Below are 22,481 nucleotides of genomic sequence, written 5' to 3' on the forward strand. Positions count from 1 at the left end.
CGGCGGTTGAGTTCGCCCTCTATTTCGCGGCCTTCAACGCCTGCGCGATGTCGTCCAGCAGGTCGTCGGTATCTTCCAGCCCGACCGACAGCCTGAGCGTGCCGGGTCCGATGCCGAGCTCGGCGCGCGCTTCGTCGCTGAGGTTCTTGTGCGTCGTCGTCGCCGGATGGGTGATCAGGCTTTTGGCGTCGCCGAGATTGTTCGAGATCAGGACGATGTCGAGCGCGTTCTGCAAGGCGAAGGCACCCTGCTTGCCGCTCTTGACGTCAAAGCAGATCAGGGTGGAGCCGCCCGACATCTGCTTCTTGACGATATCGGCCTGCGGATGGTCGGCGCGGCCGGGATAGATGACGCGGGCGATCTCCGGCTGCTCGGCCAGGAAATCGGCGATCTTGCCGGCGCTTTCCGTCTGCTGGCGCACGCGCAGCGGCAGCGTTTCCAGGCCCTTGAGCAGCGTCCAGGCGTTGAACGGCGACAGGCTGGGGCCGGTATGGCGGAAATAATCGTGCAGGTTCTCGTCGATCCACTTCTTGTCCGACAGGATGACGCCGCCGAGACAGCGGCCCTGGCCATCGATGTGCTTGGTCGCCGAATAGACCACGACATGCGCGCCGAGCTGCAACGGCTTCTGCTGCAGCGGCGTGGCGAAGACATTGTCCACGACCAGCCGCGCGCCGATCGAATTGGCAAGCGAAGCGACGGCTGATATGTCCACCACCTCAAGCGTCGGGTTGGTCGGGCTTTCCAGGAAAAACAGCTTGGTATTGGGCCGCACCGCCTTTTCCCAGTTGGCGATGTCGGTGCCGTCGACCAGCGTCGCCTCGATGCCGTAACGCGGCGCCAGCGTCTCGACCACCCAGCGGCAGGAGCCGAACAGCGCGCGCGCCGCAACGATATGATCGCCGGCCTTGACACTGCACAGGAGGGCTGCCGTCACCGCCGCCATGCCGGACGCGGTGGCGCGCGCGTCCTCGGCGCCTTCGAGCGCGCACATGCGCTTCTCGAACATGTCGACTGTCGGATTGGCGTAGCGCGAATAGATGAAGCCGGGTTGCTCCCCCTTGAAGCGGGCTTCGGCGGCTTGGGCCGTCTCATAGACATAACCCTGGGTCAGGTATATCGCCTCGGAGGTTTCACCGAAGCCGGAACGCAGGGTCCCGCCATGCACGAGTGCGGTCTGAGGCTTCCAGTTGCGCGTCTTGCTCGTCATCGTCCTATCCAAACACAAAAAAACCGGCCGCGAAAAAGTCGCAACCGGTCCATACGGCCTTGCGGCCCGACGGTCCTTTAGCGACTTGTTTAACGTGGCTGCAAGCCGACCGGCCAAATCACCACGGGATAACGACCCTTTAGACCCGCGCCACGCTTGCGTCAATTGCCGGCTTCATTAAGAGATTTGTACCAGCAGAGCGGAGCCAGACTTTGCGGCAGACAGGAATTCTTCCCGATCAGGACATTGCGGCGCTGTTCCAGTCCGGCGCGCTGAAGTCGTCGCGTGCGCTCGACGCCGACCAGATCCAGCCGGCCAGCCTTGATCTGAGGCTCGGCGACAAGGCGTGGCGGGTGCGCGCGTCCTTCCTGCCGGGTCCCAACCACAAGGTCAGTGAAAAACTCGACCGGCTGAAGCTGCACGAGATCAGCCTGGCCGACGGCGCTGTTCTGGAAACCGGTTGCGTCTACATCGTGCCCCTGCTCGAAAGCCTGGCGCTGCCGACGGAAATTTCGGCGTCCGCCAATCCCAAGAGCTCGACCGGGCGGCTCGATATCTTCACCCGCGTGATGACCGATCGCGGCCACGAGTTCGACAAGATCGCCGCCGGCTATCACGGTCCGCTCTATCTTGAAGTCAGCCCGCGCACCTTCCCGATCGTCGTACGCGCCGGCTCGCGCCTTTCGCAGATACGCTTCCGCACCGGCAATGCGCTGCTCTCGGAAGCAGAGTTGCATCAATTGCACCGGGCCGAAATGCTGGTCGCCACCGAACCGCCGAACATCTCCGGCGGCGGCATCGCATTGTCGATCGATCTCAACGGCGACAGTGACGGGCTGGTCGGCTATCGCGGCAAGCACCATACCGGCCTCGTCGATGTCGACAAGCGCGCGGCGCAGGAGATCGTCGACTTCTGGGAGCCGATCCACAAGAGCGGCGCCGGCGAGCTGGTGCTCGATCCCGACGAGTTCTACATCCTCGTCAGCCAGGAAGCGGTGCATGTGCCGCCGCTCTACGCGGCCGAAATGACGCCCTTCGATCCCCTGGTGGGCGAGTTCCGTGTCCACTATGCCGGCTTCTTCGATCCGGGCTTCGGCCACTCGGCGGCCGGCGGCACCGGCAGCCGCGCCGTGCTCGAAGTGCGCAGCCATGAGGTGCCGTTCATCCTCGATCATGGCCAGATCGTCGGCCGGCTGGTCTACGAGCATATGCTGAAGCGGCCGCAGGCGCTTTACGGCACCGAGCTCGGCTCCAACTACCAGGCGCAGGGCCTGAAGCTGTCCAAGCACTTTCGCGCCGCATCCTGAACGCTCAACACCGTCAGGCAAGATACTTGCCTGCGCCGGCCCGCCATGCTTGGCTGCCTCGCCGGCCGCCGACGTGGCGGTGCTCAAGGGGAATGAAAATGCAGATTTCGAAATGGATCATATCGGCGGCGGCCGCCGCCATGCTGACGCTTGGTGCCGGCGCCCTGTCGGCGCATGCGGCGGAGAAAATCAAGATCGGCACCGAGGGCGCCTACCCGCCGTTCAACACCATCACGCCCGACGGCAAGGTCGAGGGCTTCGACATCGACATCGCCAACGCCTTGTGCGCGCAGATGAAGGTCGAATGCGAGATCGTCACCCAGGACTGGGACGGCATCATCCCGGCGCTGCAGGCCAAGAAATTCGACGCCATCATCGCTTCGATGAGCATCACCGAGGAGCGCAAGAAGCAGGTCGCGTTCACCCACAAATACTATACGACGCCGCTGTCGCTCGTCGCCTTGAAGGACAGCGACATCGCCTCGACCGAACCGGCGGCGCTCGCCGGCAAGACGGTCGGCGCCCAGGCGGCGACCACGCAGGCCAACTACGCCCAGGACGTCTATGGCAAGGCCGGCGCCGAAGCGAAGCTCTATCCCACCCAGGAAGAGGCAATCACCGATCTCCAGAACGGCCGCCTCGATGCCGTCCTTTCCGACAAGTTCGTGCTGATGGACTGGATGAAGAAGGCGAGCGACGGTTGCTGCAAGATGGTCGGCGACGTCAAGGGCACCGAGACCGAAGCCGGCATTGCCGTGCGTCTCGAGGATACGGCGCTGCGCGACAAGCTCAACGCAGCCATCGACGCCATCGTCGCCGACGGCACCTACAAGAAGATCCAGGACAAGTATTTCGACTTCGATATTTATTGAGATGGAAGCTGCCGATCTCCTCCCACCAGGGAGGAGATCGCGCTCATCTCACAGCGCCTTCACCGCCACCTTCACCGGCTTTTCGATTTCGAGCGGGTTGCGCAGCGGCAGGCCGAAATCCCCGGCCTCGATCTCGAACACGTCGCCGGCTTCGGTCTTGATGCCGTCGGCGAAGGACAGGGTCGCGGTGCCGAACATGTGCACATGCACGTCGCCTGGCTGGCGGAAAGCCGAATATTTGAAATGGTGGTGTTCGAGATTGGCGATGGTGTGCGACATGTTCGCTTCGCCCGACAGGAACGGCTTTTCCCACATCAACTTGCTGTCGCGCCAGATGCGCGAGGAGCCCCTGATGTCGGCGGGCAGGTCGCCGACCAGGATCTCCGGTCCGAAGGAGGCGTTGCGCAGCTTGGAATGGGCGAGGAAGAGGTAGTTCACGCGTTCGGTCACATGGTCGGAAAATTCGTTCGACAGCGTGAAGCCGACCCGGAACGGCGCGCCGTCGTCGCCGATGACATAGATGCCGGCAACCTCGGGCTCCTCGCCGGCGTCCTTGGCGAAGGCCGGTGACAGGAGCGCGGCACCCGGCGCCACGGCCATCGTGCCATTGCCCTTGTAGAACCATTCCGGCTGCACCCCGATCTGGCCTTTCGCGGGTTTGCCGCCTTCCAGCCCCATGCGGAACATCTTCATGGAATCGGTGAGCTGCTCCTCGCCGTCGGTGCTGAGCTTCTTGTGCATGGAATCGCGCGTCGCCGCCGAGCCGAGATGCGTCAGCCCCGTGCCGGTCAGATGCAGATGCGCCGGATCGGGATGATTGATCGGCGACAGCAGCCGCCCCTTCTTGTAGGCGGCGTCGAGATCGACGGTCTCGCCGAGCCCCTTGCGTTCGATCAGCGCGGCAAGGCCGACGCCGGTACGAGCGGCTTCCATCGCCAGCGAATAGACGCTGCGCGCGCCGTTGATGATCCGGGTCTTGCCGCCCGTGCGGGCAACGACACGGATGGTCTCGGCGTCGTCGAGAATCTGCGAGATCAGCATGATCAGTCCTCTCTCATATCTTGGCATGGCTGCCTTCTGGCAAACCCTGACCTGCGCGGCTCGGACTAGCCGTGCCACGGGTTGAACTCTTCGTCCGGATTGCGCTCGCGAGCCCGGTCCCTGAAGGACTTCTTCAAGCCGGCGAATTGCCGGCAACGCCGCGACCGTATGCCTCCTGCTTGCCTCGCCTGAAGCCTGTTCAGGCCTTGTTCTTGTTGTAGACGTCGAAGATAACGGCGCCGAGCAGCACCAGGCCCTTGACCACTTGCTGCCAGTCGACATTGACGCCCATGATCGACATGCCGTTGTTCATCACGCCCATGATGAAGCCGCCGACCACCGCGCCGATGACCTGACCGACGCCGCCCATCGCCGAGGCGCCGCCGATGAACACCGCGGCGATGACGTCGAGCTCGCTGCCGAGGCCTGCCGCCGGCACGGCTTGGCCAAGGCGCGCCGCGATGATCAGGCCGCCAAGCGCCGACAGCACGCCCATATTGACGAACACGTAGAGCGTCAGGCGCTCGGTCTTGATGCCCGACAGCTGCGCGGCCTTGGCATTGCCGCCCATCGCATAGATGCGCCGGCCGATCGTCATGCGCTTGGTGACGAAGACGAACAGCGAGATCAGCAGGCCCATGACGAGCAGCACCACCGGCAGGCCCCGGTAGCTGGCGAACTGGTAGACCAGGAACAGCGCCAGCGCGCTGCCGACCAGCGTCTTGATGACGAACAGGGTAAAGGGCTCGGCCTCATAGCCGTGGCGTTCGCGTTTGCGTCGCGTCCGCAGCCCGAAATAGGCGTAGGCCAGCACGGCGACCAGGCCCAGCACGATCGTCGTCATGTGCAGCGTCAGGCCGCTGCCCATAATCGTCTTGCCGGCTGCATTCACCGTTGGCGGGATCAGCGTCAGCGGTCCGATGACATCTGGAATGAAGCCGGAGCTGAGCGCCTTGAACTCGGGCGGCAGCGGCCCGACCGAAGATCCGCCGCCGAGCAGCGCCTGGCAGATGCCGCGGAAGATCAGCATGCCGGCCAGCGTCACGATGAAGCTCGGTATTCGGTGGTAGGCGATCCAGTAGCCTTGCGCCGCGCCGATCAGGCCGCCCACGATCAGGCAGACGATGGAAACCACCAGCGGGTTGCTGAATATGCCGAGAGGCCAGATCACCATCATCATCGCCGCCAGCGCCCCGATGAAGCCCGCCACGGACCCCACGCTGAGGTCGATATGGCCCGACACGATGACCAGCAGCATGCCGAGCGCCATCACGATGATGAAGGAGTTCTGCTGCACCAGATTGCTCAGGTTCACCGGCTTGAACAGCGTTCCCGAAGTGGTGAACTGGAAGAACACCATGATGGCGATCAGCGCCAGGATCAGGCCGTATTCGCGCAGGTTCGTCGCCAGCGCCGATACGGCGATGCGTGGACGCTGCCCGACATCTTCGGCGACGTTGCTCTGCGGGGCGGGGGCGCTTTCCGTGCTCATGCTGCTTTTCCTTCTCCCCGAACGATGGCGCGCATTATTCTTTCTTGGCTTGCGTCCGCCGCGGGCATTTCGCCGACGATGCGGCCTTCGTTCATGACATAGATGCGGTCGGTGATGCCGAGCAGTTCGGGCATTTCCGACGAGATGACCACGATCGCCTTACCTTCGGCGGCGAGGCGCGCGATGATCGTGTAGATTTCATATTTGGCGCCGACATCGATGCCGCGCGTCGGCTCGTCCAGGATCAGCACTTCCGGGTCGGCGAACAGCCATTTCGACAGCACCACCTTCTGCTGGTTGCCGCCGGAAAGATTGCCGGTCATCTGATAGACGCTGGAGGCGCGGATGTTGGTCTGCTTGCGATAGTCGTTGGCGACGGCAAGCTCGCGCAAATCGTCGATCACGCTGTGGCGCGACACGCCGCCGAGATTGGCCAGCGTAATGTTGTGCTTGATGTGGTCGATGAGATTGAGGCCGTAAGTCTTGCGATCCTCGGTCACATAGGCAATGCCGTGTTCGACCGCCCTGCTCACCGAGGAGACGTCGATCGGCTTGCCCTTGAGCAGCACCTCGCCGGTGATGCGGCGCCCATAGGAGCGGCCGAACAGGCTCATGGCGAATTCGGTTCGCCCGGCGCCCATCAGCCCGGCAATGCCGACCACCTCGCCCTTGCGCACATTGATGTCGATGCCCTTGATCACCTGCCGCTCGGCATGGAGCGGGTGAAAGACCGACCAGTTCTTCACTTCGAAGACGACCTCGCCGATAGCAGGCTCGCGCGGCGGATAGCGGTCGTCGAGCGAACGGCCGACCATCGAGGTGATGATGCGGTCTTCCGAGATGTCCTTCCTGGACAGCGTCTCGATGGTTCGCCCGTCGCGGATGACGGTCACCTTGTCGGCGACCCGGTTCACCTCGTTGAGCTTGTGCGAGATCAGGATCGAGGTCATGCCTTGTCGCTTGAATTCGAGCAGAAGGTCGAGCAGCGCCTGGCTGTCCTTCTCGCTGAGCGACGCCGTCGGCTCGTCGAGGATCAGGAGCTTGACCTCCTTGCTCAGCGCCTTGGCGATCTCGACCAGCTGCTGCTTGCCGACACCGATATTGGTGATCAGTGTCTTGGGGTCCTCCTTGAGGCCCACCTTCTTCAGCAAGGCGCTGGTGCGCGCCTCGTTGGCATTCCAGTCTATGACGCCGTATCGGGCGTGTTCGTTGCCGAGGAAGATATTTTCGGCGATCGACAGCATCGGCACCAGCGCAAGCTCCTGGTGGATGATGACGATGCCCTTGCGCTCGCTGTCATGAATGCCTTTGAATTGGCATTCCTGGCCCTGAAAGATGATCTGGCCGTCATAGGTGCCGGAGGGATAGACGCCAGACAGCACCTTCATCAGCGTCGATTTGCCGGCGCCGTTCTCGCCGACCACGGCATGGATCTCGCCTTCCTCGACCCGAAGGTTCACGTTCGACAGCGCCTTGACGCCGGGAAACGTCTTGGTGATGTCCTGCATCTCCAAAATCGTCGAGGCCATGGTAAAAGTGCTCCTGCGAGACCCGCAACAATACCGGGGTCGCTGGTGAACGAAAAGGGGCCCTGCGTTGCGCAGGACCCCTGGCTATAAAACCGAATTTACTTCAGTTCGTCGGCCTTGATGTAGCCGGAGTCGACGACCAGAGCCTGGTAGTTCGACTTGTCGACCTCATGCGGCGTCAGCAGGATCGAGGGAACGACCTTGACGTCGTTGTTGTAGGTCTTGGTGTCGAGGCCTTCCGGCTTGCCGCCCGAGAGCACCTTGTCGACGAGCTCGACGGTGGCCTTGGCCAGTTCGCGGGTGTCCTTGAACACGGTCGAGTACTGCTCGCCCGAGATGATCAGCTTCACCGAGGCGGTCTCGGCGTCCTGGCCGGTCACGATCGGCCACGGCTGGGCTTCCGTGCCGTAACCGACGGCGCGCAGCGAGGCGGTGATGCCGCGCGACAGGCCGTCATAGGGCGACAGAACGCCATCGACGCGGCTGCCGTCCGAGTAGTTGGCCGACAGCAGATTGTCCATGCGAGCCTGGGCGGTGGCAGCGAGCCAGCGCAGCGTGCCGACCTTGTCCATGCCGGTCTGGCCGGACTTGATCTTGATCGAACCGTCGTCGATCAGCGGCTGCAGCACGGAAATCGCGCCGTTGTAGAAGAAGAAGGCGTTGTTGTCGTCGGGTGAGCCGCCGAACAGCTCGACGTTCCACGGCTTGGTATTCGGGAAGCGCTCCTTGAGGCCCTTCACCAGTGAATTCGCCTGGATCACGCCGACGCCGAAATTGTCGAACGTGGTGTAGTAGTCGACATTGGGCGTCTTCTTGATCAGGCGGTCATAGGCGACGACGACGACGCCGGCGTCAGCGGCCTTCTGCAGCGCATCCGACAGGGTGGTGCCGTCGATCGAGGCGATGATCAGCGCCTTCGGACCCTTGGTGATTTCGTTTTCCAGCTGGCTGAGCTGGTTGGGGATGTCGTCCTGCGCATATTGCAGGTCGACCGTATAGCCCAAAGCCTCGAGCTGGGACTTGACGGCGTCGCCGTCGTTGATCCAGCGCTGCGAGGTCTTGGTGGGCATCAGCACGCCGACGAGACCCTTGTCGGCGGCGTGCGCCGAATAGGTCATGGCAGCGATGCCAAGGGCCGCGACGGCGGCCAGCGTCTTGATGATCTTCACAATTACTCTCCCTGGTTGATGGACGCGACACCTCGGGGCTTCGCGGGCCGCGCAGGCGAGCAGGAGCGCAAGCGCCGCTGTCGTCTATCGATCTCCGGTATCCTCCCAATCGGCCCTGGGACTGATTTCAACCGACACGATTTTCCTCGTCATCGACTGGCACGCCCCAGGACGCGCGAAGGGTGTGTCCCTTTGCCATAACTGTCAAATGCGATCTTTGATGATTGCTATACCGAAACTGGTATACGTTGAGGCTGAACTCAAGGGGCATTGGGAGCGAAGGGAAATCCATGGCAACGTTGCGCAATCCTGGTGGGATTTCAGAAGGTTACGAGGTGCTCCCCGGTGACGGCGAGACCCTGCTGCGCAGCGGCCTCAGCCTGCGCCATATGCGCATGATCGTAGCACTGGACGATCACGGCCGGGTCAGCTCCGCCGCGCAGGTCATGAATATCTCACAGCCGGCGGCCTCGCGCATGATCGCCGAGATGGAAGCCGTGCTGGACGTCACGCTCTGCGAAAGGCTGCCGCGCGGCGTCACCTTGACGCCCTATGGCAAGGCGTTGGCCAGGCGCGCGCGCTCCATCCTGCTGGAGATGCGCGAGGTCGATCGCGAGCTCTCCGAACTCAAGGCGGGCAAGGGCGGCTCGGTGTTCCTTGGTGCGGTGACGGCGCCCGCGATCGAGCTCGCGGTGCCGGCGATCCGGGAAATCCGCCGCATCTACCCGCGCATCGAGATCACCATGCAGGTCGAGACCTCCAACGTGCTGGCGCGCGAGCTGATCGCATCGCGCCATGACTTCATCATCGCGCGCATCCCCGACGATCTCAACCCGCGGCTGTTCGAGTCCCGTGTCATCGGCGTCGAGAAAGCCTGCCTGATCGTGCGCCGGGGCCATCCGCTGACCGAGGGCAAGGCGGTGCGGTTGGAGGAAACCGCGGCCTATGACTGGGTTTTCCAGTCCGGCGGCTCGCCGCTGCGCCAGGCCATGGAGAGCAATTTCCTGAACCGCAACATCGCGCTGCCGGACCGCATCCTCAACACCAGCTCGCTGCTCCTGACCCTGGTCATGGTCGCGCACTCCGACGCCATCGCGCCTGTCTCGGTCCAGGTGGCGAAATTCATCCAGAATCCCGAGGGGCTGGCCGGCGCCATCGATGTCGTCCAGACCGAATTCGACATCGAGGTCCGGCCTTACAGCCTGATCACGGTGAAGAACCGCGCGCTGTCGCCGGCGGCGAAGATGCTGCATGACTTCATCCTGCGCGAAGTGGGGTGACCGGAACAAAAACCAGGTAAGTGCGTTCAAAGGCCAGTCGGCGTTCGCGCTGGGGCTCGTTTTGAGCTGGGGAACGATACGCCGATGGCAAACAACTCGGGAGATTTTGATGGAACGTCGGTTGTTTCTTACTGGAATGCTTGGCGTCGCGGGAGCAGTTGCTTTTGCAGGCCTGGCCAGGCCCGGCAGAGCAGTTGCCGGGGTCCCGAACGGCAACGGAATCCTTGACGAGCTCGACAAGGACGACCTCGACAGGGCGGATGGGGCCGTCTTCGAAGGAGACGATCAAGCCGAGGTGGAGCAGATCTCGCATCGCCGGTGGCATCGTCCCTATGGACGCCGTAGGCGTCGCCGCGTCTGGCGCAGGGTCTGCCGTAGCTATTGGCGCCGCGGCCGCCGTCGTGTCCGCTGCTGGCGCAGGCGCGTCTGGGTCTGGCTCTGAAGCCATGCCGGGAAAACGGCTTGAGCGGTTTTCCCGGAATTGCGCACGAAACCGATAGTTGAAGCGGCTTGGCCTGGCCGTAGCCCTTGCGTTGCACGCTGGAGCGGGTAGCGGGAATCGAACCCGCGCGTTCAGCTTGGGAAGCTGACAGGCTACCATTACATCATACCCGCGCAGCAGCCTCGTTACCATGAGGGCTGGCCATCGGGCAATCGCAAAGCGGCTCGCTTTCCACACGCTACCTTCCAGCGGTCAGCGTGCCGCACGCCGGTTCTGTCTGCTATTTCACTTTCGCGATCTCGGTGCCGGCGGCAAAGCTCGGCCAGTATTTCGAGATGGCGAGTGCTGCGCCCGCGGAAGAGAAGTGACCATAATCGAAATAGAGAAATTGCTTGTTGCCGGCATCGGCATACGAGCAGCCGGCGGCGTCGCACAGATATGTCAGCGGGTCTATGAAGTCAGCGCCTTTGACGAAAGGCAGCACCCGCTTGTTGATGTCCGGATCCATGGCCATCGGCCAGGACATGTTCGCGGCATCTCCTCGTCTTGCGAAGAAGGCGATTTTCTGGACGTCGGCGATGAATTCGGGAGATTGGCCGATGACGTAGACCTTGACGCCCATCTGGCGAAGCCGGTCGATCGTCTTCTGGAGACCGCCGAAGCCCCTGACCTCGTAGTCGGTCCATCGGCCGCTCAGGACCACCGCCTGAATGTTGGCTTCGCGGATGATCGACAGGGCCCGTTCGTTGAAGTCGGTACAGGCAGGCCGGGCATAGGAAAAATAGGTCAGATCCGGGGGGCAGCCGGCATAGGTGTATTGGATGACGTTGGCCTGGATTTTCTGGGCATTGGCTTCAAGTCCCGAGACATAGTGGGCGGCGAAGGAATCGCCCCACAACAGCACATTGGTGGCAAAGCCGCTTGTTCGGGTGCAGGCGGCAAGGTTCCAGTCCTCGATCCGGTTCGAGCCTTCGTTGAAGCAGATGCCGTTGCGCCAGTCGCCAACCTGGATCCGTTCCGTTGAAAAGTCCGGGAAGCGCTGCGGAAAACCGTTGCCGAGCGCCCCGGCCACGCCGCCGGCACAGAGCAGGACGATAGCCGTCGCCGAAAAGGCGAAGATGGGCAGCGGCGCGGTGTAGGCCCGTTTCCGCCGAAACGGCTGCTCGACATATTTCCACGAGAACGTCGCCAGGGCGAAGCTCGCCACGGTCATGGCGATGATCGTCGGCACGCCGATGGCTTTCAGCGAAACGTAATGGACGAAGGAATTGATCGGCCAGTGAACGAGGTAGAGCGAATAGGAAATGAGGCCGATCCAGACCAGCGGGGCGAACTGCAACACCCGCGTGGCGATGGTTGCCGGCCGCTGTTCGCCCGCCCTGTCGTGGCCGGCATAGATGAGCAGGGCGGTGCCGATGCAGGGGAACAAGGCATTGTAGCCCGGAAACGGATCGCTCTCCGAAATCGTGACGAAGCCGAAGGCGATCATGGCAAAGCCGGCGAGGCCGATCAGTTCCATCGCCGGCCGGCTGGCAAGTGCCGGCGGCTTTCTCAGCATCAGCATGGCCCCCAGCGCCAGTTCCCAGATGCGTGTCGGCAACAGGTAGAAACCCGCCGTGGGCGCCATCGAGGTCGCCATGACCGCCAGGGCAAAACTGCCGATCGCGATCGGCAGCAATATCGTCAGCCAGCGTTTCGAGGCATAGCGATAGATCAGGTACACCAGTATCGGCGCGAAGATGTAATATTGCTCTTCGACCGAGAGCGACCATGTGTGCAGCAGCGGCCGCAGTTCGGCGTCGATCGAGAAATAGTTCGTCGTCTTCCAGAAATAGATGTTCGACCAGAAGGTCGAGGCCGCGATGACGCTGAGGCTGAATTCGTGCAGGTCCGACGGCAAAAGGATGAACCAGGCGGCAATGCTTGCAAGCACGATGACGAAGGTCAGCGCCGGCAGGATACGCCGCGCGCGGCGCCAATAGAAGCGGCCGATCGAGAACTGGCCGCGTTCGAGATCGTCGAGCAGGCTGCCGCTGATCAGATAGCCCGATATGACGAAGAAGATGTCGACGCCGGTGAAGCCGCCCGGGATGGCGGACAAGCCGAAATGGAAGAGGACGACAGGCAGCACCGCTATGGCCCGCAGGCCGTCGATGTCGCGCCTGTAATTCATGCGACCGGTTCGCGCGCCGTGGCCGGCGGCAGTCGCGGCGCACCCGGTACACCGGCCCATGCTGCGGCGTTACGGCGATGCGAGAAAACCTTGGTTCTCGGTCCCACTTGTTCGTCCTCTCTGGTACAATTTGCTGCACCGCAACATCGGTGTCAAGGCGAATGCTGGAGGGCTGAAGCCGGTTTGGGCCGGCGCCGCAGATCAGGCGCCGGGCAGGTAGATCACGGCGTAGTCGTCCGCGTAGGCCCGCTTCCAGCCCAATTCCTCGAAGAAGGGAATGCGGGTGTCGCCGGCCGCCAGCAGCGCCCAGCCTATGGCGTATTTCTTCAGCCGGGCCTCGAGCAGCGGTTTGCCGTCACTGTGTCCGGTCGCGTCGTCGGTTTTCGTGAACCCGTCCAGGAACAGCTGGTCCGTCCTGCCGTCGATGTAGGTCTTGATCCCGTGGAAGATCAGCGTGCCGCCGAAATTGTAGGAATTCAGCACGTTGCCGGACAGGTGCTGATCCCTTGCGAAGGCGAGCGCTCCGCTGGCGGACGTCTTCGGGCTCGGCGCGATCTGTTGGACACTGCCGAGGACCGAGACCGCGCCGATCAGCAGGACGGCCACCGCGCCCGAGATCGCGTAGTAATGCCTGGCGCAGAATTTTTCCAATCCGTCGCGCTTTTGCGCCAGCCAGGTGGCGGCTGAAAGTGCGGGATATTGCTGTGCGACCTCAACCATGATCACCAACGGAACCAGCAGGAAGAACAGGTACATGAACCGCTGATGGCTGAGAAAGGCATGCAAGGTGAAGACGATGAACAGCGCCTTGGCCCAGCCGATCCGCAGCCGTGACACCAACAGCCCGAAAAGCGCCAGCAGCATCACAGCTTCCTTGATGAGCTCTTCCTGAGCGTTGAAGGGCCGCCACTCCAGGATAAGCGGCACCGCCTCGTTGCCATAGGCGACGGTAAGCGTCGCCAGGATGGCCTTGACGCCATAGGGATGGACCAGGCTGACCACTGGGCAAAGCAGGCCGAACGCGATCCATTTCGCCAGGAGAACCGGTTTCGACAGGCCTGTTCGCGACAGGAGATACAGACCGGCAAAGCCGGCGATGACGAAGCTCAAGGTGAATGTGGCATGCAGGTTCGCCCACAACACGACGAGCGCGAGCAGCCACGGGGATGGCGCTCTTTCGTCCTGCGCCGCGCGAAACAGCATTGCCGTCCAAATGACGATGATCGGCAAAGTGAAGACGTGGGGGCGCGCCGTATAGATCGGGGCCACGAGGAAAGCCGTGACGAAAGCCAGCACTACCGCTAATACCGGCTTCAGCCATGCGCTGAGGAACCATCCCATCAGGAAGACTGTCAGGCCGATCGTGGCGATGATCAGCGTGACGACGCCATTCCAGCCTCCGGCGCCATAGGCGAGGGCCAGAAGCACCTGCCCCAGCCATTCCTTGGCGATCCAGGGCTGGCCGTTGAAGGTATAGGAATAGGGGTCGACGGTCGGAAATGTCCGGTTCGCCAGGAAATCGAGCCCAACCTTCACCTGCCACCAGCTGTCGGGATCCAGAAGCAGGGAGTTGGCATGCCTCATCAGCACGTAGACAACGGTGCAGGCGCAGAAAAGACAGAACAATAGTCTGCTGCGCTGTGCGTCTTCGAGCGACGGCGTAGCCATCGCGATTGCCGTGGCCTGATTCATGTCGCGGCTCCCGACCATTTCGCGTTCGTTCCGGTCGAGAGGTCCCGTTGCGGCCAGTCGATCGTCGCCTTAGCCACGCGCGGCTCTCTTCACCATTTCCTGGAGGCGGTGAACAGGCAGGTCCTGGTTTTCGACGGCCACATCGCTTCGCGAAACGATCTCGTTGACGAAATAGAGCGGCCGCCGCTTCGTCTCCATGTACATCCGGCCGAGATATTCGCCGAATATGCCGAGCACCAGAAGCTGAACACTACCCAGGATCAGCATGATCGCGGCAAGGCTGGTCCAGCCCGGCAGCACGTTTCCCAGCGACCATTCGAGCAGCGTATAGCCGAGCACGACCATCCCCAGCACGCCGGAAAGCATTCCCAGAAGCGAGGCAAACCGCAACGGCGCGATGGAAAAGCTGGTCATCGCGTCGACTGCCAGGAGAACCATCTTCTTCAGCGGATAGTGGGTGGCGCCGGCGAAACGCCGTTGCCGCTCATAGGAGAAGGCGGCCTGTCTCAGCCCGATCCAGCTCACCATGCCGCGAATGAACCTGTAGCGCTCCGGCATGGCGTTCAGATGGTCGAGGGCGCGGCGGCTCATCAGCCTGAAATCACCCGTGTCCGGCGCGATCTCGACGTCGACCATCCGGCGCAGCAGCCGGTAGAACATCGACGCGGAAGCCAGCTTGAACCAGCCTTCGCCATCACGCTTGACCCTTTGACCGTAAACGACGTCGAAGCCTTCATCCATCTTTGCCATCATCGCGCCGAGCAGTTCAGGCGGATCCTGGAGGTCGGCATCGAGAATGAGGATGCGCTGGCCCCGGCAGAACTCCAGCCCCGCGCTCAGCGCGATCTGGTGGCCATAGTTGCGGGCAAGGTCGATGGCGACGACATGGTCGTCCGTTTGCGCCAGTTCGAAAACGGCCTCGCGGGTGCCGTCGGTCGCCCCGTCGATGACGAGCACGATCTCGTAGGAAGGGTTTTGCGCCAGGCAAGCGGCGGTGACGCGTCGGTGAAGCTCAGCCACGCCGTCCCGCTCGTTATAGCACGGCACGACAACCGAAAGCATGACCGCGCGGCGCGCGCCGATTTTTTCCGCTTCCATCAAAGCCTGGCTCCCGCTCCAGGAATGGCAATAGCGGCAATTGGTTAGAAAACAGATAAGCCGGCCGCGATCTGCCGCCGCCGCCGGCCGCTCGCCTGCCATGCGCCTGTGGTCGCCGGCTTGGTGTCAGGGCACGATCCGCGTTAACGAGTTCCTTCGGAGCCTTCGACGGCGCGCTGTTGACGGAGCATTGAACGGAAAAACCCGCCGGTGCGGCGGGTCCCTTGGCGCAACTCAGCACCATAACCGAATATCTACCATAGTTGCCTTCACCCGGTCAAGGAAAAAAATCCTAATAGGAAAACCCCCGGCAGAGCCGGACTGGCCGTCACAGGCTTTGTCGGCCAGGGTTCGGCGCCTCGGCCCGCCCGGCTTGAAGCGGGGCGGCCAAGTGCGTATTTCTCATCCTGTCGCCGAATCGGGGCGATCAGAGCCGGAGACAGGTCTTGTCCGCATTGACGCGCTTTCTCGGCGACACCCCGCTCAGGGTACTCCTGAAGTTGCTGGTGGTGTCGTTCCTCGTCGGCCTCGTCATGACCGCCTTCGGCTGGTCGCCGATGGACGTGCTCTACGGCATCCGCAAATTCTTCCTGGATCTCTGGAATCTGGGCTTCCATGCCATCGACCGCTTCCTGGGTTATATTCTGCTGGGTGCGGCGATCGTGGTTCCGGCGTTCATCCTGCTCAGAATCGCCAACTACAGGAAATAGCGGTCAGGCGTAGTCCGCCGCCGCCTCGAACAGAATGGCATGGCGCGCCGCGAGCGCGGCTACGTCGGTCGAATAGCCGCCGCCGATGACGCCGCATAGCGCGATGCCGCGCGGGCGGAAGTGACCGATCACCATGGCGTCGCGGGCACGAAGCCCGTCGTTTGAAAGCGCCAGCCTGCCGAGCCGGTCTTCGGCATGGACGTCGACACCGGCATTGTAGAAAACGATGTCCCAGCGCGCATGGGCGGACAGCTCCGGCAAGATGGCGGCCAGCCTTTCGAGATAGGCGGCATCGCCCGTGCCGTCGGGCAGTGCGACATCGAGGTCGGAGGCGATCTTGCGCGCGGGGTAGTTGCGCTCGCCATGCATGGAGAAGGTGAACACGCGCGGATCGGCCGCCAGGATGTCCGCCGTGCCGTCGCCCTGATGCACATCCAGGTCGACCACCAGTATGTTCCGGGCCGCGCCTTCGGCGAGCAGCACCAGCGAAGCGACGGCGACGTCGTTGAAGGTGCAGAAGCCCGCGCCTTGCGCGCGGCGCGCATGATGGCTGCCGCCGGCTGTGTTGCAGGCAACGCCGTGGCGCAAGGCCAGCCGGGCCGCCAGCACGGTCCCGCCGGTGGCGAGTTGGGCGCGCAGCGAAACGCGCGGGCCGACCGGAAAGCCGATCTCGCGTTCGATCTTTTCCGGCACCGAACAGCTGATGACCTGGTCGACATAGTCAGCCGCATGGGCAAGCTTCAGCCATGGCGCCGGCGCTGCTTCCGGCATGCTGAGCGCCTCCTGCACGGCCAGTCCGCGTACGCGCAAAGCCTCCATCAGTAGCGGATATTTGCTCATCGGAAAGCGATGGTTGACGGCGAAGCCGGCGTCGTAGTCGGGGTGATGGACGATGTGGAGGGGCATGAACCGGATCCGGCGGCTCGCGCCAGACCGGGATTTCGGTTGGCCGCCATGGCAAGGATGGATTGCGCGGTGGCCGGAAAATGGGGCACACCGGCTGTTCGATCAAGCCGCAATCAGCAAGGCAGCAATTCTTTGGACAAGGGTGCAATCCCAGCCGATGCCGGCTCTTTTGTCGTCACCAACCGCACGGTTCTCGTCATCGCCGTGCCGATGACGCTCGCCTACCTGACGACGCCGCTGCTCGGCATGGTCGATACGGCTGTTGTCGGACAGCTCGGCGACGCCGCCTTGCTTGGCGGCCTGGCGGCAGGCGCGCTGGTCTTCGACGTCGTCTTCACCACCTTCAATTTCCTGCGCTCAGGCACCACCGGTCTGGTCGCCCAGGCTTTCGGCCGCAACGACGCGCTGGAGGAACAGGCGGTCTTCTGGCGCGCCGTGCTGATCGCTGTCGTCGCCGGCATCGTGCTGGCGGCGCTTTCGCCGCTGATCGCGGCCGGCGGGCGGTGGTTCATGGAAGCCGGGCCGCGCGTCAGCGAGGCGATGGGCGTCTATATCGGCATCAGATTGCTCGCGGCACCTTTCTCGCTGATCAACTACGCCATTCTCGGCTATGTCCTCGGCCGAGGCGAGGGCGGGCTCGGGCTGGTGCTGCAGCTGGTGCTGAACGGCATCAACATCGCGCTCTGCATCCTGCTTGGCCTGGAGCTTGGCTGGGGTGTCGCCGGCGTCGCCTGGGCAACTGTCACCGGCGAATTCCTTGTCATGCTGCTTGGCCTCGCCATCGTCGTCAGGCGGTTCAGGGCAAGCCCGCCCGTGCCACGCCAACGCCTGCTCGACGTGAGCGCATTCCTGCGCATGCTGTCGCTCAACCGCGATATCATGATCCGCTCGTTCTCGCTGCTTGCCGCCTTTGCGCTGTTCACCCGCCAGGGGGCGCAATTCGGCACGGTTACGCTGGCCGCCAACGCCGTGCTGATGAATTTTTTCCTCGTCGCAGGCTATTTCCTCGACGGTTTCGCCACCGCCGCGGAACAGCTCGCCGGCCGCGCCGTCGGTGCGCGGGCCGAGCATCCCTTCCGGCGCGCGGTGCGGTTGACCCTGTTCTGGGGGTTCGGACTGGCAGGGGCCGCAACCCTGGTGCTGCTCGTGTCCGGTGCCAATCTGGTTGCCGTCGTTACCACGTCGCAGGAGGTCCGCTTGGTGGCCGACACCTACCTGCCCTGGGCGGCCTTCACCGCGCTGAGCGGTGTGCTGGCTTTCCAGATGGACGGCGTCTTCATCGGCGCGACCTGGTCGCGCGACATGCGCAACATGATGCTGCTGTCGTTCCTGGCCTTCGCCGCAGCGCTGGTTACGCTGGCGCCCGCTCTCGGCAATCATGGCCTGTGGGCGGCATTGCATGTCTTCCTGCTGGTGCGTGGCCTCAGCTTGGCTGCCATCCTGCGGCTGCGGCTGCGGACGGCGTTCAGTTGAGCGGCCTTGAAGCCCATTGGTCGAGATGGCGGTCGCGCAAGTCGCTGATGGACTTGAGCCGTTCCGTGTCGGCGAAACGCGCCATGCCGGCGACGATGCGCCCCGGCAGCGCCGGCCCGGCATAGATCATGCCGGTGTAAAGCTGGACGAGATCGGCGCCTGCGCGGATTTTCTCGAGCGCCGTCTCGGCGGAGTTGACCCCACCCACGCCGATGATGGCCATGTCCGGCCCCAACAGCCTGCGCATACGGGCCAGCACGATGGTCGAGCGCTCGAACAGCGGCCGGCCGGAAAGCCCGCCGGTCTCGCTTGCCGCGCCGCTGGAGCGTAGCGACGGGCGAGAAATGGTGGTGTTGGAGACGATGATGCCGTCTATGGCCTTGTGGGTGACCTCGGCGGCGATGTCTTCCAACTCGGCTTCGACCAGGTCCGGCGCAATCTTGAGAAACACCGGCGGCTGCCTTGCCGCCGCGACGCGCGCGGCCATGACGCGCGACAAGAGCTCGCCAAGCTGTTCGCGCGCCTGCATGGTGCGCAGGCCGGGCGTATTGGGCGAGGAAACATTGACGGTGAGATAGCTGGCGTAAGGCGCGAAGCGGATGACGCCGCGCTCATAGTCGCCGATGCGGTCGGCGCTGTCCTTGTTGGCGCCGATGTTGACGCCGACGATGCCGGAGCGCCCCTTGCGGCCGGCAAGGCGCTTTTCGGCGGCGACATGGCCTTCATTGTTGAAGCCGAGCCGGTTGATCACCGCTTCATCCGCCGGAAGCCGGAAGATGCGGGGCTTCGGATTGCCAGGCTGCGGCAGCGGCGTGACCGTGCCGACCTCGGCAAAGCCGAAGCCGAGGCCGAGCAGCGCATCGGGCACCTCGGCGTTCTTGTCGTAACCGGCAGCCATGCCGAGCGGATTGGGAAAATCGAGGCCGCAAAGGCTGACCTTCAGCCGCGCATCGCGCGCCGTCCGTGCGCCGACCGGCAGGCCACAGCGCAGCGCCGCGATCGACAGGCCATGCGCGGTTTCCGGGTCGAACGTGAAGAGCAGCTTCTGGCCAATCCGGTCGAGCACGCTCATTCGGCCTCCAGCGCCGGGAACTGGTGGGTGCCGTCGGCGCCGAGCGGCAGCGGCCGGACCCACAGCACGGCTTTCAGGTCGAGCACGCCGTAGAGGTGCGGAAACAGCGTGCCGCCGCGCGAGGCCTCGTATTTTAGCGCGTCGCCCAGGCTGGTCCCGTCGATGGCGACCAGCAGAAGCCCCGCCTGGCCGGCAAAATGCTTCGCCGCCGTCTCCTTGACCTGTGCCGCCGTGGAGAAATGGATGAAGCCGTCGGCGACATCGATCGGCGCTCCGGTGAAGCGGCCCTTCGCTTCGGCCTCGCGCCAGGGCGCTTCCGGGGTTATCTTGTAGATAATCTGAGACATGGTTGCGCTATAGTCCGAACCAGCCGTGCGGGGAAGGCCATGCAAAGGGTGTTCCCCATTTCCGGCGCAAACATGCGATATTTCAGGCTTTGGCCATGGAGGACGACATGCGTCTGCAGCACATCTTGATCCCCGCCGCGCTCGTTTCGCTGGTCGCGGCGTCAGCCTATTCGGAAGAAACCGACCGCTACCGGCTGGAAAAGTCTGATAACGGCTATGTCCGCATGGACACACAGACCGGCGCGATGTCGATCTGCGAGGAGCGCTCCGGCCAACTCGTCTGCAAGATGGCGGCCGATGAACGCGCCGCTTTCCAGGATGAAATCGACCGCCTGCAAACCTCGATGAAGGCGATGGACGAGCGCGTCACCAAGCTCGAGAATTCGCTCTCGGCCCGCCTCGAATCGACATTGCCGAGCGAGGAGGATTTCAACAAGACGATGAGCTACATGGAACGCTTCCTGCGCGGCTTCATGGGGATCGTCAAGGATATGGACAAGGACAGCGGCGATTCAGCCAAGCCCAACTCGCAGAAGACCTGAAGACAGGGCGTCCGGGGAAAATCCGGGACGCCGGCTTTGCTGCTTGAAAACAGCGCGAAGCGCCGCATAATCGTCGCGTCAGGTCCCAGAAAACAGAAGACCATCAAGGGACCCGGGGAGGGATATTTGCCGTCAGGCTATTCTTTCGTCATCGCCGACGATCATCCGCTGTTTCGCGGTGCGCTGCGCGAAGCGCTTGCCGGCATCGGCAATGTCGCCGCCATCCACGAAGCCGGCGATTTCGAAAGCGCCAAGGCGCTGCTCGTGGCCAACGAGGATGTCGATCTGGTGCTGCTCGACCTGTCGATGCCGGGCGCGAGCGGCCTTTCCGGCCTGATCTCGTTGCGCGGCATCCATCCGGCGGTGCCGCTGGTGGTGGTCTCAGCCCATGACGACCCGGCGACCATCCGGCGCGCGCTCGACCTCGGCGCGTCCGGGTTCATCTCCAAATCGGCCAGCATGGAGGAAATCCGCGACGCCGTGCGGTCGGTGCTTGCGGGCGACATCGCCGCACCTGCCGGCATCGATCTCGGTGTCGAGCGCGACCCCGAAATATCGGACCTGATCAAGCGCCTGCAGGCGCTGACCCCGCAGCAGACCCGCGTGCTCGGCATGCTGGCGGAAGGCCTTCTCAACAAGCAGATCGCCTATGAGCTCGGCGTCTCCGAGGCGACGATCAAGGCGCATGTCTCGGCGATATTGCAGAAGCTCGGCGTCGACAGCCGCACGCAGGCGGTGATCCTCCTGTCCAAGATCGGCAGCGATCCGCTGCAGCCGGTGAGCTGATCGCCCGAGTCTGGCGGATGGTTATTCGGATGTCGGCTCGGCGACCAGAGTGCGCAGCTCTTCCGGCTTGATCGCGTCCGCACCCGTGCTCCAGTCGGTAGCGGATGTTGAAGGGCTCGACGCACGGCCGATCGCGGCGCCCAGCCCGAGGGAAGCGATCGCCACGAGCGGAATGCCGGCGATCCAGGGCAGGCGCGGCGCCAGCGCGTAAAGGGCCGTGCCGATCGAAGGTCCCAGCGAGTCCTTGAGGTCCACCGCCACCGAGGAAGCCGCCATGTAGGAGGCACGCCGAGCCGGAGGCGCAAGCGCGTTGACGGCTGTCGGCACCAGCGGCCCGACCAGCATCTGGGCCACAGAGCACAGGCTGACGGCCGCGATCAGCGATAACGGTGCCGGCGAGGCCGCCAGCAGCGCGAAGGCGGCAATCGTCGAGGTACCCGCGCCGGCTGCCAACCAGACGGCGGGGCGCGCTTCGGCGAAACGGCTCACCAGCATCTGCAGGCCGACCGTCAGGGCGGCGGCATAGGCGAACAGCGTGCCGATGCCGGACGGGCTCAGCATGCCGGCGTCACGCGCGTAAAGCGGGATGATGGCTTCGATCCAGTTGCCGGAGATCTCGAACAGCACGACCCAGGCGAGAAGCTTCGCCAGGCGGCCGTCGCGGAACGCCGGCAGCAGCGCGGAAAGTCCCTCCTCCTCGTCCTGATCGCTGTCGACGGCATGTCCGCCGCCGATAGTCTCGGCGAATGCGGCCAGCATCACGATGCCGCCGAAAATGAGCACTCCACCGGCGGCAAGGAAGACCGTGCTGAGCGAGATCAGCGCAAGCAGGGCGCCGCAGGCCGGTCCGAGAATCTGCCCCGCGCTCGAGCTCACCCGCGCCATGCTGAACCAGCGCGGATGCGCGGACGGCGCCGTCACATCGGCGATCGCGGTCATGATCGTCGGGTGAAGCACCGATTCGCACACGCCGGTCAAAAGCAGCACGGTCGCCGTGGCGGCAACGCCGTGGACGAAGAACAGGGCGATGAAGCCGCAGCCGACGCCGAGCGATGAGGAAATCAGCACCGGCCGGCGGCCGATCCGGTCGGCGATGCCGCCGATCAGCGGCGCGGCGACAAGCTCCCCGCCGGCATAGCAGCCGAACAACAGGCCGATGGCGCCGGTGGGAATGCCGGCCTCGCCGGTCGCCCAGAGCGGAAAGAAGGGTACAAGCGCCCCATCGGCGAAACCCGCGCAGAAGAACAGGAAAAGGCCGAGCAGCGCCGGGCGCGGCATCGCGCGCCAGGAGGATGAGATTGTGATCATGATGTTGCCTACGCGTCAAAGGCCCGACGGCC

19 protein-coding genes, 1 tRNA gene and 1 riboswitch are annotated in these 22,481 nt (G+C 63.7%); of the genes, 7 read left to right on the forward strand and 13 right to left on the reverse strand.

Annotated elements, in window-relative coordinates; translation table 11 throughout:
- Positions 1-19: 19 nt before the first annotated feature.
- Entirely contained in the window at positions 20-1,210 is a 1,191-nt protein-coding gene (locus LB551_RS20770; protein ID WP_224660305.1) for an O-succinylhomoserine sulfhydrylase, read from the reverse strand.
- Positions 1,211-1,267: 57 nt separating this feature from the next.
- A riboswitch (SAM riboswitch) is annotated at positions 1,268-1,345 on the reverse strand.
- 77 nt (positions 1,346-1,422) lie between these two features.
- Here LB551_RS20770 and LB551_RS20775 point away from each other — a divergent pair.
- Complete coding sequence (locus tag LB551_RS20775; RefSeq protein WP_224660306.1) at positions 1,423-2,517, forward strand: 2'-deoxycytidine 5'-triphosphate deaminase; 1,095 nt, start codon at positions 1,423-1,425, stop codon at positions 2,515-2,517.
- A 98-nt stretch (positions 2,518-2,615) separates the two neighbouring features.
- Positions 2,616-3,389, forward strand: a complete 774-nt coding sequence (locus tag LB551_RS20780) for an ABC transporter substrate-binding protein (protein WP_140523972.1) — start codon at positions 2,616-2,618, stop codon at positions 3,387-3,389.
- A gap of 48 nt (positions 3,390-3,437) precedes the next feature.
- Here the strand turns inward: LB551_RS20780 and araD1 are convergent, their stop codons facing one another.
- From araD1 to chvE, 4 genes are all read right to left on the reverse strand, one after another.
- Positions 3,438-4,430 carry an AraD1 family protein gene (araD1, locus tag LB551_RS20785; protein ID WP_140550479.1) on the reverse strand — a complete coding sequence of 331 codons (993 nt, stop codon included), beginning with the start codon at positions 4,428-4,430 and terminating at the stop codon, positions 3,438-3,440.
- Positions 4,431-4,629: 199 nt separating this feature from the next.
- Entirely contained in the window at positions 4,630-5,922 is a 1,293-nt protein-coding gene (gene mmsB / locus LB551_RS20790) for a multiple monosaccharide ABC transporter permease (protein WP_140550026.1), read from the reverse strand.
- Positions 5,919-7,451, reverse strand: coding sequence for a multiple monosaccharide ABC transporter ATP-binding protein (gene mmsA / locus LB551_RS20795; protein WP_224624998.1), 1,533 nt, complete (start codon positions 7,449-7,451; stop codon positions 5,919-5,921). The genes mmsB and mmsA overlap by 4 nt, the downstream gene beginning before the upstream one ends.
- 98 nt (positions 7,452-7,549) lie before the next feature.
- Entirely contained in the window at positions 7,550-8,620 is a 1,071-nt protein-coding gene (gene chvE, locus LB551_RS20800) for a multiple monosaccharide ABC transporter substrate-binding protein (RefSeq protein ID WP_140496611.1), read from the reverse strand.
- A 290-nt stretch (positions 8,621-8,910) separates the two neighbouring features.
- On the opposite strand from chvE, the gene LB551_RS20805 reads away from it, so the two are divergent.
- Positions 8,911-9,900, forward strand: a complete 990-nt coding sequence (locus LB551_RS20805) for a LysR family transcriptional regulator (RefSeq protein WP_224660307.1) — start codon at positions 8,911-8,913, stop codon at positions 9,898-9,900.
- 541 nt (positions 9,901-10,441) lie between these two features.
- Here the strand turns inward: LB551_RS20805 and LB551_RS20810 are convergent.
- From LB551_RS20810 to LB551_RS20825, 4 genes are all read right to left on the reverse strand, one after another.
- Positions 10,442-10,515 (reverse strand) — tRNA-Gly (locus LB551_RS20810).
- Between the two features lie 107 nt (positions 10,516-10,622).
- The gene (locus LB551_RS20815; protein WP_224660308.1) at positions 10,623-12,515 is read right to left on the reverse strand and encodes an acyltransferase family protein; all 1,893 of its coding nucleotides are present in this window, start codon (positions 12,513-12,515) and stop codon (positions 10,623-10,625) included.
- 201 nt (positions 12,516-12,716) lie between these two features.
- Positions 12,717-14,207, reverse strand: coding sequence for a hypothetical protein (locus LB551_RS20820; protein ID WP_224660309.1), 1,491 nt, complete (start codon positions 14,205-14,207; stop codon positions 12,717-12,719).
- 69 nt (positions 14,208-14,276) lie between these two features.
- A complete protein-coding gene (locus LB551_RS20825; protein ID WP_140552756.1) occupies positions 14,277-15,305 on the reverse strand; it encodes a glycosyltransferase family 2 protein in 1,029 nt (342 codons plus the stop codon).
- A 446-nt stretch (positions 15,306-15,751) separates the two neighbouring features.
- On the opposite strand from LB551_RS20825, the gene LB551_RS20830 reads away from it, so the two are divergent.
- Positions 15,752-16,015: a DUF6460 domain-containing protein gene (locus tag LB551_RS20830; protein WP_140496599.1), complete on the forward strand. Its 264-nt coding sequence runs from the start codon at positions 15,752-15,754 to the stop codon at positions 16,013-16,015.
- Positions 16,016-16,018: 3 nt separating this feature from the next.
- On the opposite strand, the gene LB551_RS20835 is transcribed toward LB551_RS20830, so the two are convergent.
- Positions 16,019-16,921, reverse strand: a complete 903-nt coding sequence (locus LB551_RS20835) for a histone deacetylase (protein ID WP_224660310.1) — start codon at positions 16,919-16,921, stop codon at positions 16,019-16,021.
- Positions 16,922-17,053: 132 nt separating this feature from the next.
- On the opposite strand from LB551_RS20835, the gene LB551_RS20840 reads away from it, so the two are divergent.
- Positions 17,054-18,394 carry an MATE family efflux transporter gene (locus LB551_RS20840; protein WP_224660311.1) on the forward strand — a complete coding sequence of 447 codons (1,341 nt, stop codon included), beginning with the start codon at positions 17,054-17,056 and terminating at the stop codon, positions 18,392-18,394.
- On the opposite strand, the gene LB551_RS20845 is transcribed toward LB551_RS20840, so the two are convergent.
- Together LB551_RS20845 and LB551_RS20850 are read right to left on the reverse strand one after the other, a co-directional pair.
- On the reverse strand, positions 18,387-19,466 hold the full coding sequence (locus tag LB551_RS20845; RefSeq protein WP_224660312.1) for a quinone-dependent dihydroorotate dehydrogenase: 1,080 nt from the start codon (positions 19,464-19,466) through the stop codon (positions 18,387-18,389). The two genes, LB551_RS20840 and LB551_RS20845, sit on opposite strands and share 8 nt — an antisense overlap.
- Positions 19,463-19,813 carry a DUF952 domain-containing protein gene (locus tag LB551_RS20850; RefSeq protein ID WP_224660313.1) on the reverse strand — a complete coding sequence of 117 codons (351 nt, stop codon included), beginning with the start codon at positions 19,811-19,813 and terminating at the stop codon, positions 19,463-19,465. The genes LB551_RS20845 and LB551_RS20850 overlap by 4 nt, the downstream gene beginning before the upstream one ends.
- Before the next feature lie 107 nt (positions 19,814-19,920).
- Between LB551_RS20850 and LB551_RS20855 the strand changes: the two genes are divergently transcribed.
- Both LB551_RS20855 and LB551_RS20860 read left to right on the forward strand, forming a co-directional pair.
- Entirely contained in the window at positions 19,921-20,355 is a 435-nt protein-coding gene (locus tag LB551_RS20855) for a hypothetical protein (RefSeq protein ID WP_224625006.1), read from the forward strand.
- A gap of 126 nt (positions 20,356-20,481) precedes the next feature.
- Positions 20,482-21,141 carry a response regulator transcription factor gene (locus tag LB551_RS20860; RefSeq protein WP_140552750.1) on the forward strand — a complete coding sequence of 220 codons (660 nt, stop codon included), beginning with the start codon at positions 20,482-20,484 and terminating at the stop codon, positions 21,139-21,141.
- A 21-nt stretch (positions 21,142-21,162) separates the two neighbouring features.
- On the opposite strand, the gene LB551_RS20865 is transcribed toward LB551_RS20860, so the two are convergent.
- Positions 21,163-22,449: an MDR family MFS transporter gene (locus LB551_RS20865; RefSeq protein WP_224660314.1), complete on the reverse strand. Its 1,287-nt coding sequence runs from the start codon at positions 22,447-22,449 to the stop codon at positions 21,163-21,165.
- Between the last annotated feature and the right edge of the window lie 32 nt (positions 22,450-22,481).

The sequence above is a fragment of the Mesorhizobium sp. BR1-1-2 genome (assembly GCF_020165435.1).
GTDB lineage: Bacteria > Pseudomonadota > Alphaproteobacteria > Rhizobiales > Rhizobiaceae > Mesorhizobium.